The sequence below is a fragment of the Klebsiella sp. LTGPAF-6F genome, assembly GCF_001753185.1.
Taxonomy (GTDB): domain Bacteria; phylum Pseudomonadota; class Gammaproteobacteria; order Enterobacterales; family Enterobacteriaceae; genus Klebsiella; species Klebsiella michiganensis.
This window is the reverse complement of the sequence record NZ_CP017450.1, coordinates 5658033-5669913: the sequence shown is the minus strand read 5'-3', so window position 1 is coordinate 5669913 and position 11881 is coordinate 5658033. Positions and strand designations below refer to the sequence as shown.

The 11881-nt window shown below is 54.0% G+C and carries 14 protein-coding genes; 12 read left to right on the top strand and 2 right to left on the bottom strand.

Going from position 1 to position 11881, the window contains the following annotated elements:
• Window positions 1-12 precede the first annotated feature (12 nt).
• The gene (locus BJF97_RS26660) at window positions 13-1917 is read right to left on the bottom strand and encodes an ABC transporter ATP-binding protein (protein WP_004854860.1); all 1905 of its coding nucleotides are present in this window, start codon (window positions 1915-1917) and stop codon (window positions 13-15) included.
• 175 nt (window positions 1918-2092) lie between these two features.
• Between BJF97_RS26660 and kefG the strand changes: the two genes are divergently transcribed.
• From kefG to slyD, 4 genes are all read left to right on the top strand, one after another.
• Window positions 2093-2653, top strand: a complete 561-nt coding sequence (gene kefG / locus BJF97_RS26655) for a glutathione-regulated potassium-efflux system ancillary protein KefG (RefSeq protein WP_004854856.1) — start codon at window positions 2093-2095, stop codon at window positions 2651-2653.
• Window positions 2640-4445, top strand: coding sequence for a glutathione-regulated potassium-efflux system protein KefB (kefB, locus tag BJF97_RS26650; protein ID WP_014227043.1), 1806 nt, complete (start codon window positions 2640-2642; stop codon window positions 4443-4445). The genes kefG and kefB overlap by 14 nt, the downstream gene beginning before the upstream one ends.
• An 11-nt stretch (window positions 4446-4456) precedes the next feature.
• Window positions 4457-4657 (top strand): YheV family putative zinc ribbon protein, encoded by a 201-nt coding sequence (locus BJF97_RS26645; RefSeq protein ID WP_004106389.1) that lies wholly within the window; start codon window positions 4457-4459, stop codon window positions 4655-4657.
• A gap of 94 nt (window positions 4658-4751) precedes the next feature.
• Window positions 4752-5345: a peptidylprolyl isomerase gene (slyD, locus tag BJF97_RS26640; RefSeq protein WP_032693736.1), complete on the top strand. Its 594-nt coding sequence runs from the start codon at window positions 4752-4754 to the stop codon at window positions 5343-5345.
• Window positions 5346-5404: 59 nt separating this feature from the next.
• Here the strand turns inward: slyD and BJF97_RS26635 are convergent, their stop codons facing one another.
• Complete coding sequence (locus BJF97_RS26635) at window positions 5405-5623, bottom strand: protein SlyX (protein ID WP_014227041.1); 219 nt, start codon at window positions 5621-5623, stop codon at window positions 5405-5407.
• A gap of 222 nt (window positions 5624-5845) precedes the next feature.
• Between BJF97_RS26635 and fkpA the strand changes: the two genes are divergently transcribed.
• The 8 genes from fkpA to fusA all read left to right on the top strand — a co-directional run bounded on the left by fkpA (window position 5846) and on the right by fusA (window position 11869).
• Entirely contained in the window at window positions 5846-6664 is an 819-nt protein-coding gene (gene fkpA, locus BJF97_RS26630) for an FKBP-type peptidyl-prolyl cis-trans isomerase (protein WP_004854844.1), read from the top strand.
• A 166-nt stretch (window positions 6665-6830) separates the two neighbouring features.
• Window positions 6831-7553, top strand: a complete 723-nt coding sequence (locus tag BJF97_RS26625; protein ID WP_004106380.1) for a helix-turn-helix transcriptional regulator — start codon at window positions 6831-6833, stop codon at window positions 7551-7553.
• A complete protein-coding gene (gene tusD / locus BJF97_RS26620; protein ID WP_014227040.1) occupies window positions 7553-7939 on the top strand; it encodes a sulfurtransferase complex subunit TusD in 387 nt (128 codons plus the stop codon). Before BJF97_RS26625 ends, tusD begins: the two co-directional genes overlap by 1 nt.
• Window positions 7939-8298 carry a sulfurtransferase complex subunit TusC gene (gene tusC, locus BJF97_RS26615; protein WP_004854839.1) on the top strand — a complete coding sequence of 120 codons (360 nt, stop codon included), beginning with the start codon at window positions 7939-7941 and terminating at the stop codon, window positions 8296-8298. Before tusD ends, tusC begins: the two co-directional genes overlap by 1 nt.
• A gap of 7 nt (window positions 8299-8305) precedes the next feature.
• Window positions 8306-8593, top strand: a complete 288-nt coding sequence (gene tusB / locus BJF97_RS26610) for a sulfurtransferase complex subunit TusB (RefSeq protein ID WP_025107828.1) — start codon at window positions 8306-8308, stop codon at window positions 8591-8593.
• A 124-nt stretch (window positions 8594-8717) separates the two neighbouring features.
• Window positions 8718-9092, top strand: a complete 375-nt coding sequence (gene rpsL / locus BJF97_RS26605; protein ID WP_002920115.1) for a 30S ribosomal protein S12 — start codon at window positions 8718-8720, stop codon at window positions 9090-9092.
• 95 nt (window positions 9093-9187) lie between these two features.
• A complete protein-coding gene (rpsG, locus tag BJF97_RS26600) occupies window positions 9188-9658 on the top strand; it encodes a 30S ribosomal protein S7 (RefSeq protein ID WP_004106370.1) in 471 nt (156 codons plus the stop codon).
• A gap of 96 nt (window positions 9659-9754) precedes the next feature.
• Window positions 9755-11869, top strand: coding sequence for an elongation factor G (gene fusA, locus BJF97_RS26595; protein WP_004115957.1), 2115 nt, complete (start codon window positions 9755-9757; stop codon window positions 11867-11869).
• Window positions 11870-11881: the final 12 nt, after the last annotated feature.

Here is an 11881-nt window from a genome sequence, read left to right as displayed (position 1 = left end):
GGCATATTGCCGCTAGCCTTCCTGTAGCATCTGCTCCAGCTGCTCCTGGGCATCCAGCCAGGCCATTTCACACTCTTCCAGCCCGGACTTCGCGCTGGCCTGCTGCTGTAGACACGCAGTGAGCTCGGCTTTGCGGCTTTGATCGTACAATTCGCTGTCGCCCAGCTTCTCTTCCGCCTGCGCCAGCTGCGCGTTGAACTTCTCCATCTCTTTTTCCAGTCGGGCGATCTCTTTGCGCAGCGGCTGGGTCAGCGTACGCAGTTCGGCTTCCCGGCGTTTCTGATCTTTACGCGCCTGGGCGCTGTTGCCGTTTTCCTTTGGCTCTTCCGATGTCTGGCTTTCCTGCTTTTGCGAGTCGCTCAGCCACTGCTGATAGTCTTCAAGATCGCCATCGAAAGGTTCGACTTTGCTGTCGTGCACCAGATAAAGGTCATCGGTGGTGGAGCGAATCAGATGACGGTCGTGCGAAACCACCACCAGCGCGCCCTCAAAATCAATGAGCGCTTCGGTTAGCGCCTGGCGCATATCGAGATCGAGGTGGTTGGTGGGTTCATCAAGCAGCAGCAGGTTAGGCCGCTGCCAGACGATTAACGCCAGCACCAGGCGCGCTTTCTCGCCGCCGGAGAAACGCTTTGTCTCTTCGTTGACTTTATCGCTCTGGAAGCCGAAACCGCCCAGATAGTCGCGCAGCTTCTGCTCCAGCTCCTGCGGCGCAATACGGGCAAGATGCTGCAGCGGGGATTCGTCGGCGCGCAGGAACTCCAGCTGATGCTGGGCAAAGTAGCCAAGCTTGATGCCTTTCGCCAGACCAATTTCACCCTGCAGCGGCTGTAGCTCGCCGGCCAGCAGTTTTATCAGCGTCGATTTACCGGCCCCGTTACGCCCCAGCAGACCGATGCGCGAACCGGGAACCAGATTCAGCTTGATTGAGTCGAGGATCACGCGCTCGCCATAACCGGCGCTGACCTTTTCCATTTTCAATAGGGGATTGGGCAGGCTTTCCGGCGCGCGGAAGCTAAAGTGAAACGGGTTATCAACGTGGGCAGGGGCGATGAGCTCCATACGCTCGAGCATTTTGATACGGCTTTGCGCCTGTTTAGCTTTGGTGGCTTTAGCGCGAAAACGGTCGATGTAGCTCTGCAAATGCGCGACGCGCAGCTGCTGGCTCTCATACATCGACTGTTGCTGCGCAAGACGGGTCGCGCGCTGCACTTCAAATGAGCTGTAGTTGCCGGTGTACTCGAACATCGTTTGCTGTTCGATATGGATAATTTTGTCGACGATCGGATCGAGAAAATCGCGATCGTGGGAGATCAGTATCAGGGTCCCCGGGTAGCCTTTGAGCCACTTCTCCAGCCAGATGACCGCGTCGAGATCGAGGTGGTTCGTCGGTTCATCAAGCAGCAGCAGATCGGAACGGCAAATCAGCGCCTGCGCGAGGTTGAGACGCATACGCCAGCCGCCGGAAAAGTCGCTCACCGGTCTTTCAAGCTGTTCGTTGCTGAAACCGAGCCCGTGGAGCAGGCTGGCCGCACGCGAGCGGATGGTCCAGGCGTCGATGGCGTCCAGCTTACCGTGGACCGTCGCGATGGCATGGCCGTCATTACGTTCGTTGGCTTCGTGCAGGTCCGCCTCCAGCTTGCGGAATTCGCGATCGCCATCAATAACATAGTCAATAGCCGGCTGCGCAAGCGCAGGTGTTTCCTGATTAACCCAGGCCAGCTGCCAGCTGCCGGGGAAGGTCATTGAGCCGCCGTCGGCGCTAATCTCGTTTTTCAAAAGCGAAAGCAGCGTGGATTTACCGCAGCCGTTTTTACCCACCAGGCCGACTTTTTGCCCTGGGTTGATGGTGGCGGTAGCGTTGTCCAGCAGGACGCGTACGCCGCGACGAATTTGTAAGGAGGAGAAAACAATCATAAGGCGCCGTATGTTCTGACTATGTTAATTTGTCATTATGATAATGTAGTGTCGAGCGAATCGCTCAACCGGGCCGCAATGGTAGCCCAAAATGAAGATGATACACAAAGTCATTCTGGTTGCGTCGGGACGCAGCCGCTGCACAGGCCGCCAGAAGACGTTCGGGAGGGGAAAGATGTCTCAGACAGCGAAAGTTTTGCTGCTGTATGCCCACCCAGAATCTCAGGATTCCGTGGCCAACCGGGTTTTGCTTGAACCGGCCTTACAGTTGTCGAATGTTACCGTGCACGATCTCTACGCGCACTATCCGGATTTTTTTATCGATATCGCCTGCGAGCAGGATCTCCTGCGCCAGCATGAGGTGATAGTTTTCCAGCATCCGCTCTATACCTGGAGCTGCCCGGCGCTGATGAAAGAGTGGCTGGACAGGGTGCTCAGCCGCGGCTTTGCCAGCGGGGCGGGAGGGAATCAGCTGGCGGGAAAGTACTGGCGTAGCGTCATTACTACCGGCGAGCCGGAGAGCGCCTACCGGCGCGATGCCCATCGTTATCCGATGAATGATATTCTCCGCCCTTTCGAACTGACCGCCGGTATGTGCCGCATGCACTGGATGAGCCCGATTATCGTCTACTGGGCGCGTCGGCAATCACCCGACGATCTGAAAAGCCGCGCTCGCGCCTACCGCGATTGGCTGGCTAACCCTGTAACGGCGGGAGGTCCAAATGGCGGGAGCTGATTTACTGCTGGCCGGGGTGTTATTTCTGTTTGCCGCCGTAGTGGCGGTGCCGCTGGCGGCGAGGCTGGGTATTGGTGCCGTGCTCGGGTATCTGCTGGCCGGTATCGCCATCGGCCCCTGGGGATTAGGCTTCATCAGCGATGTGGATGAAATTCTTCACTTCTCAGAATTAGGCGTCGTCTTTCTGATGTTTATCATCGGACTGGAGTTGAATCCGTCCAAGCTGTGGCGGCTGAGAAGCTCCATTTTCGGCGTCGGGGCCGCTCAGGTCGCCTTCAGCGCGCTGATACTTGGCGGTTTGCTCATGCTTAGCGACTTCTCATGGCGCGCTGCGGTGGTTGGCGGGATTGGGCTGGCGATGTCTTCCACCGCGATGGCGCTGCAGCTGATGCGGGAGAAAGGCATGAGCCGCAGCGAGTCCGGGCAGCTGGGCTTCTCCGTACTGCTGTTTCAGGATCTGGCCGTGATCCCGGCCCTGGCGCTAGTTCCCCTGCTCGCAGGGTCAGGTGACGACCATTTTAACTGGCTCACCATCGGGATGAAGGTGCTGGCCTTCGGCGGAATGCTGGTTGGCGGTCGTTATCTGCTGAGGCCGGTATTTCGGTTTATCGCCGGATCCGGCGTGCGGGAGGTCTTCACCGCGGCGACGCTACTGCTGGTTCTCGGATCGGCGTTGTTTATGGATGCGCTCGGTTTGTCGATGGCGCTGGGGACCTTTATCGCCGGCGTCCTGCTGGCAGAGAGCGAGTATCGCCACGAGCTGGAAATCGCCATTGAGCCGTTTAAAGGGCTTCTCCTCGGGCTGTTCTTTATTTCCGTTGGCATGGCGCTGAACCTTGGGGTGCTCTATACCCATTTACTGTGGGTTGTGGCCAGCGTCGCGATACTGGTGACGGTAAAAGGTCTCGTCCTGTATCTTCTGGCACGGGTTTATGGCCTGCGCAGCTCTGAACGGGTGCAGTTTGCCGGCGTGCTGAGCCAGGGGGGAGAGTTTGCCTTTGTGCTGTTCTCACTCCCCGCTTCGCTTCGCCTGTTTCAAAACGATCAGATGGCCCTGCTGCTGGTGACGGTGACATTATCGATGATGACCACGCCGCTGCTGATGAAGCTCATCGATAAAGTCCTTTCGCGGCGATTGAACCAACCTGAAGAGGAGGGCGAGGCTCCGTGGGTTGAAGATGACAAACCGCAGGTGATCATCGTTGGTTTTGGGCGTTTCGGCCAGGTGATTGGCCGTCTGCTGATGGCGAACAAAATGCGTATTACGGTACTGGAGCGCGATATCAGCGCGGTCAATCTGATGCGTAAATATGGCTATAAAGTTTATTTTGGCGATGCGACGCAGCTGGAGCTCCTGCGCTCGGCGGGAGCCGAAGACGCGCAGTCGATCGTTATCACCTGCAACGAGCCGGAAGATACCATGAAGCTGGTGGAGATGTGTCAACAACACTTTCCACATCTCCATATTCTGGCGCGAGCGCGGGGACGCGTTGAGGCCCATGAGCTGCTGCAGGCGGGAGTGGCGCAGTTTTCCCGCGAAACCTTCTCCAGCGCGCTGGAGCTAGGACGAAAAGCGCTTATCTCGCTCGGCATGCATCCCCATCAGGCGCAGCGCGCCCAGCTGCATTTTCGGCGCCTCGATATGCGGATGCTGCGTGAGTTAATGCCGGTGCATAGTGATACCCTGCAGATATCCCGCGTGCGGGAAGCCAGACGCGAGCTGGAGGAGATTTTTCAGCGCGAGATGCAAAAAGAGAGCAGGCAGTTAGACGGCTGGGATGAATTTGAATAAAGGTAAATGATATGGCTGTGCGTAAACGTTTTATCGCCGGTGCGAAATGCCCGGCGTGCCAGGCCCAGGATTCGCTGGCGATGTGGCGTGAGAATAATGTCGATATTGTTGAGTGCGTTAAGTGCGGTCATCAGATGCGTGAGGCGGATAAAGAGGTCCGTGAGCATGTTCGCAAAGAAGAGCAAGTGATAGGCATTTTTCATCCGGACTAGCGTTATCTATCGGCTTTTTTTAAGCTAGAGGGTACACGGGTGCAGAATTCCGCTACAATCTGCGCCACTATTCTTCCCATGCTCAGGAGATATCATGAAAGTAGCAAAAGACCTGGTGGTCAGCCTGGCCTATCAGGTACGTACAGAAGACGGTGTGTTGGTTGATGAGTCTCCGGTAAGCGCGCCGCTTGACTACCTGCATGGTCACGGTTCCCTGATTTCCGGCCTGGAGAACGCGCTGGACGGCCACGACGTTGGCGACAAATTTGACGTCGAAGTCGGCGCTAACGACGCATACGGTCAGTACGACGAAAACCTGGTTCAGCGCGTTCCTAAAGACGTATTTATGGGCGTTGATGAACTGCAGGTTGGCATGCGCTTCCTGGCGGAAACCGATCAGGGTCCGGTACCGGTAGAAATCACCGAAGTGGGTGACGAACACGTTGTTGTTGACGGTAACCACATGCTGGCTGGTCAGAATCTGAAGTTCAACGTTGAAGTTGTCGCGATTCGCGAAGCAACGGCGGAAGAGCTGGAGCATGGTCATGTACACGGTGCTCACGGGCACGATCATGGCCACGACCACGATCATGATGGTTGCTGCGGTGGCCACGGCCACGGCCATGACCATGACCACGAACATGGCAAAGGCGGCTGCGGCGGCAACGGCGGCTGCGGCTGCCACTAATTCCGCTGCGCTCGCGTCGCGGAATAGAAAAAAGCGGGGAAACCCGCTTTTTTTACGTCTTAATAGTGCGGCGGGGGCGTTTCTTCCGCCTGTGAAGCCATATGCGAAGGCTGAGTGGCTTTCAGTTTTTCGACCATCAGGCGCATATGTTCGCGCATCCTCGCCATTTCTATCTCGTGGGCGGTGACGGTCTTGTTGAGGTCTTCAATAGTGATTTCCTGAAACGCCAGTCTGCTCTCCAGCTCCGCAAGGCGAGTCTCTAAAGTGCTATTGTGCATGAGTAACCTCTTCTGTCTTATCCTGCGGGCGGATTCTACTGAAGTTTCAGCATCCGCGCAGCATCGTTACGTCTGACAGGAAACTAATTTATACAAAAATAGTCCTAAATGAGGCGATATTCAGGTACGTCTGTATGTTGATTTGTTCTGCAACGTTCTATAGTACGTTTTTTGTTTTTTACGATAACCCTGGGGTGAGATGCCCCGGCCCTGGAGAAATGGATGAAATCACTGTTTAAAGTAACGCTGCTGGCGACCACTATGGCCATCGCCCTGAATGCACCGCTGAGCTTCGCTGCTGAGACTACAGCGAAAGCGGCACCCGCAACGGACAGCAAATCGGCATTTAAAAATGACGATCAGAAATCTGCTTATGCGCTGGGTGCATCGCTGGGACGTTACATGGAAAACTCCCTGAAAGAACAAGAAAAGCTGGGCATCAAATTAGATAAAGATCAGCTGATCGCCGGCGTTCAGGACGCTTTTGCTGATAAGAGCAAACTGTCCGATCAGGAGATCGAACAGACTCTGCAGACGTTTGAAACACGTGTAAAAACTGCTGCTCAGCAGAAAATGGAAAAAGACGCCTCTGAGAATGAAGCAAAAGGCAAAGCTTACCGTGACGCCTTTGCCAAAGAGAAAGGCGTAAAAACGTCTAAATCTGGCCTGCTCTACAAAGTCGAGAAAGCGGGTACCGGCGAAACGCCGAAAGACAGCGATACCGTTGTCGTCAACTACAAAGGTACGCTGATCGACGGTAAAGAGTTTGATAACTCTTATACCCGCGGCGAGCCGCTTTCCTTCCGCCTGGACGGCGTGATCCCGGGCTGGACCGAAGGCCTGAAGAACATCAAGAAAGGCGGTAAAATCCAGCTGGTCATTCCACCGGATCTGGCTTACGGCAAAACTGGCGTACCGGGTATCCCGGCAAACTCTACTCTGGTATTTGATGTAGAGCTGCTGGATATTAAACCGGCGCCGAAAGCGGACGCCAAGCCTGAAGCCGCTGCTGAAGCGCCAGCCGCTGACGCTAAGAAGTAATCGGTTTTGAGCCGCCGCCTCCAGGGGCGGCGGTTTTTTTATTGCGGGCAGATATAATTAAAACTGGAAAGAACCTCAGGCGCTGTATTACTTTAGATAGATTAATAATGATGATGAGCCTGCCCTGACGATAACGACAGGCTCCTGAAAAGGAGTGCTTTTTTTCATGTCCAGGTCGCTTTTAACCAACGAGACCAGTGAGCTTGATTTGCTGGATCAACGTCCTTTTGACCAGACCGACTTCGATATCCTTAAATCCTATGAAGCGGTAGTGGACGGGTTAGCGATGCTCATCGGTTCCCACTGTGAAATCGTATTGCACTCATTGCAGGACTTAAAATGTTCCGCTATTCGTATCGCCAACGGTGAACACACCGGCCGTCAAATTGGCTCGCCAATTACCGACCTTGCGCTGCGCATGCTGCACGATATGACTGGAGCCGATAGCAGCGTTTCCAAATGCTATTTTACTCGCGCCAAAAGCGGTGTGCTGATGAAATCGGTCACTATCGCTATCCGCAACCGTGACCATCGGGTCATTGGCCTGCTGTGCATCAACATGAACCTTGATGTCCCTTTCTCACAAATCATGAGCACCTTTATTCCGCCGGAAACGACGGAGGTGAATTCCCAGGTCAACTTTGCTTCATCGGTTGACGATCTGGTGGCCCAGACGCTTGAGTTCACGATTGAAGAGGTGAACGCTGACCGTAACGTTTCTAACAACGCTAAAAATCGGCAGATCGTCCTGAACCTCTATGAGAAGGGGATCTTTGATATCAAAGATGCCATCAATCAGGTGGCCGATCGGCTGAATATCTCTAAGCACACGGTATATCTCTACATTCGTCAGTTCAAAAGTGGAGATTTCCAGGGGCTGGATAAGTAATGCGCTTTGCCATTACGGTAACAGGGCCCGCTTATGGTACCCAGCAGGCCAGCAGCGCACTACAGTTTGCCCGCGCCGTTTTGCAGGAAGGCCACGAGTTGCTCAGCGTCTTTTTCTATCGTGAAGGCGTCTATAACGCGAATCAGCTCACGGCGCCCGCCAGCGACGAATTTGATCTGGTTCGGGCCTGGCAGACGCTGCATGACGAACACGCCGTTTCCTTGCATATCTGTGTAGCCGCAGCGTTACGCCGTGGAATCACTGATGAACAGGAAGCCCGGCAGCTGAATTTGCCTGGGTATAATTTGCAGCCGGGCTTTACCTTGAGCGGATTGGGTGCGCTGGCGGAAGCCGCGTTAACCTGCGATCGCATGGTGCAGTTCTGATGAAGCGCGTAGCCTTTGTTTTTTCGTCTGCGCCTCATGGTTCAGCGTCGGGCAGGGAAGGGCTGGACGCCCTGCTGGCAACCTCCGCGCTGACGGAAGAGATCGGCGTTTTCTTCGTGGGCGATGGCGTCTTTCAGCTTCTTCCCGGGCAGCGCCCCGCAGCGGTGCTGGCGCGCGACTATATCTCCACCTTTAAGCTCTTATCGCTATACGATATCGAACAGTGCTGGATTTGCGCTGCTTCAGCACGGGAGCGCGGTCTGAATTCTGCCACGCCGTGGGTTGTTGATGGCGAATGGCTGGAGCCAGAGGCTTTGCGCGCCCGGCTTGACGATTTTAACGTGATACTGCGGTTCTGAGGCTCGAATGCTCCACACGCTAAGCACATCTCCCTGGCACGCCGATATGGCGGCTATGCTCCGTTTGCTAAAAGAGGGCGACGATCTTCTGCTGCTGTCGGACGGCGTTATCGCCGCTCTCGCGGAAGGCCGTTTCCTTGAAATCCTGCAATCTGCCCCCATATCCCTCTACGCTCTGCAAGAAGATATCGAAGCCCGCGGGCTGGCTGGTCAAATTGCGGACAGTGTCGTCAGGGTTAGCTATACTGATTTCGTCAGACTTTCAGTCAAACATGCAGGTCAGTTGTCCTGGTAATGGCGGGATCGTTGTATATTTCTTGACACCTTTTCGGCACCGCCCTAAAATTCTGCGTCCTCATATTATATGAGGCGATTTATTACGTGTTTACGAAGCAAAAGCTAAAACCAGGAGCTATTTAATGGCAACAATTAACCAGCTGGTACGCAAACCACGCGCGCGCAAAGTTGCAAAGAGCAACGTGCCGGCGCTGGAAGCCTGCCCGCAGAAACGTGGCGTATGTACTCGTGTATATACCACCACTCCTAAGAAACCGAACTCCGCACTGCGTAAAGTTTGCCGTGTGCGTCTGACTAACGGTTTCGAAGTCACCTCCTACATCGGTGGTGAAGGTCACAACCTGCAGGAGCACTCCGTGATCCTGATCCGTGGCGGTCGTGTTAAAGACCTTCCGGGTGTTCGTTACCACACCGTTCGTGGTGCGCTTGACTGCTCCGGCGTTAAAGACCGTAAGCAAGCTCGCTCCAAGTATGGCGTGAAGCGTCCTAAGGCTTAATGGTTCTCCGTTAAGTAAGGCCAAACGTTTTATATTAATGTCAAACTAAACTCTTAGAGTTTTGGACAATCCTGAATTAACAACGGAGTATTTCCATGCCACGTCGTCGCGTCATTGGTCAGCGTAAAATCCTGCCGGATCCTAAGTTCGGATCAGAACTGCTGGCTAAATTTGTAAATATCCTGATGGTAGATGGTAAAAAATCTACTGCAGAAGCAATCGTATACAGCGCGCTGGAGACCCTGGCTCAGCGCTCTGGTAAAAATGAACTGGAAGCTTTCGAAGTCGCTCTCGACAACGTGCGCCCGACTGTAGAAGTTAAGTCTCGCCGCGTTGGTGGTTCTACTTATCAGGTTCCAGTTGAAGTCCGTCCGGTTCGTCGTAATGCTCTGGCAATGCGTTGGATCGTTGAAGCTGCTCGTAAACGTGGTGATAAATCCATGGCTCTGCGTCTGGCGAACGAACTTTCTGATGCTGCAGACAACAAAGGTACTGCAGTTAAGAAACGTGAAGACGTTCACCGTATGGCAGAAGCCAACAAGGCGTTCGCACACTACCGTTGGTAATCCCTTCGGAGTATTAGTCACCAGGCGGGCGCTTCAGATAAGTCGCCCGTTTTGGATAACTTAACTGAACGCCTAAAGAAATAAACGAGGAATCAAATGGCTCGTACAACACCCATCGCACGCTACCGTAACATCGGTATCAGTGCGCACATCGACGCCGGTAAAACTACTACTACCGAACGTATTCTGTTCTACACCGGTGTAAACCACAAAATCGGTGAAGTTCATGACGGCGCTGCCACCATGGACTGGATGGAACAGGAGCAGGAGCGTGGTATTACTATCACCTCCGCAGCGACTACTGCATTCTGGTCAGGTATGGCTAAGCAGTATGAACCGCATCGCGTAAACATCATCGACACCCCGGGGCACGTTGACTTCACCATCGAAGTAGAACGTTCCATGCGTGTGCTTGATGGTGCAGTAATGGTTTACTGCGCAGTTGGTGGTGTTCAGCCTCAGTCTGAAACCGTATGGCGTCAGGCAAACAAATACAAAGTTCCGCGCATTGCGTTCGTTAACAAAATGGACCGTATGGGTGCGAACTTCCTGAAAGTTGTTGGTCAGATCAAAACCCGTCTGGGCGCGAACCCTGTTCCGCTGCAGCTGGCGATTGGCGCTGAAGAAGCGTTCACCGGTGTTGTTGACCTGGTGAAAATGAAAGCCATCAACTGGAACGAAGAAGACGCAGGTGTAACCTTCACTTACGAAGATATCCCGGCAGACATGCAGGAACTGGCCGAAGAATGGCACCAGAACCTGATCGAGTCCGCTGCTGAAGCTTCTGAAGAGCTGATGGAGAAATACCTGGGTGGTGAAGAACTGACTGAAGAAGAGATTAAAACTGCTCTCCGTCAGCGCGTTCTGAACAACGAAATCATCCTGGTAACCTGTGGTTCTGCGTTCAAGAACAAAGGTGTTCAGGCGATGCTGGATGCGGTAGTTGACTACCTGCCATCCCCGGTTGACGTACCTGCGATCAACGGTATCCTGGACGATGGTAAAGATACTCCGGCTGAGCGTCACGCTAGCGATGATGAGCCGTTTGCTGCTCTGGCATTCAAAATCGCTACCGACCCGTTCGTGGGTAACCTGACCTTCTTCCGCGTATACTCTGGTGTGGTTAACTCTGGTGATACCATCCTGAACTCCGTGAAAGCTGCACGTGAGCGTTTCGGTCGTATCGTACAGATGCACGCTAACAAACGTGAAGAGATCAAAGAAGTTCGCGCGGGCGATATCGCTGCTGCTATCGGTCTGAAAGACGTAACTACGGGTGACACTCTGTGCGATCCTAATGCGCCGATCATTCTGGAGCGTATGGAATTCCCTGAGCCGGTAATCTCTATCGCTGTTGAACCGAAAACCAAAGCTGACCAGGAAAAAATGGGTCTGGCTCTGGGCCGTCTGGCTAAAGAAGACCCGTCTTTCCGCGTATGGACTGACGAAGAATCTAACCAGACCATCATCGCCGGTATGGGTGAGCTGCACCTCGACATCATCGTTGACCGTATGAAGCGTGAATTCAACGTTGAAGCGAACGTCGGTAAACCTCAGGTTGCTTACCGCGAAGCGATTCGCGCGAAAGTTACCGATATCGAAGGTAAACACGCTAAACAGTCTGGTGGTCGCGGTCAGTACGGTCACGTCGTTATCGACATGTACCCACTGGAGCCGGGCTCTAACCCGAAAGGTTATGAGTTCATCAACGACATCAAAGGTGGTGTAATTCCTGGCGAATACATCCCGGCCGTTGATAAAGGCATCCAGGAGCAGCTGAAAGCAGGTCCTCTGGCTGGTTATCCGGTAGTTGATCTGGGCGTGCGTCTGCACTTCGGTTCTTACCACGACGTTGACTCCTCTGAACTGGCGTTTAAACTGGCCGCTTCTATTGCCTTTAAAGATGGCTTTAAGAAAGCGAAACCAGTTCTGCTTGAGCCGATCATGAAGGTTGAAGTAGAAACTCCGGAAGAGAACACTGGTGACGTTATCGGTGACCTTAGCCGTCGTCGCGGTATGCTGCGCGGTCAGGAATCCAACGTGACTGGCGTTGTGATCCACGCTGAAGTTCCGCTGTCTGAAATGTTCGGATATGCAACTCAGCTGCGTTCTCTGACCAAAGGTCGTGCTTCTTACTCCATGGAGTTCCTGAAGTATGATGATGCGCCGAACAACGTTGCTCAGGCCGTAATCGAAGCCCGTGGTAAATAAGCCGCAGGGTTA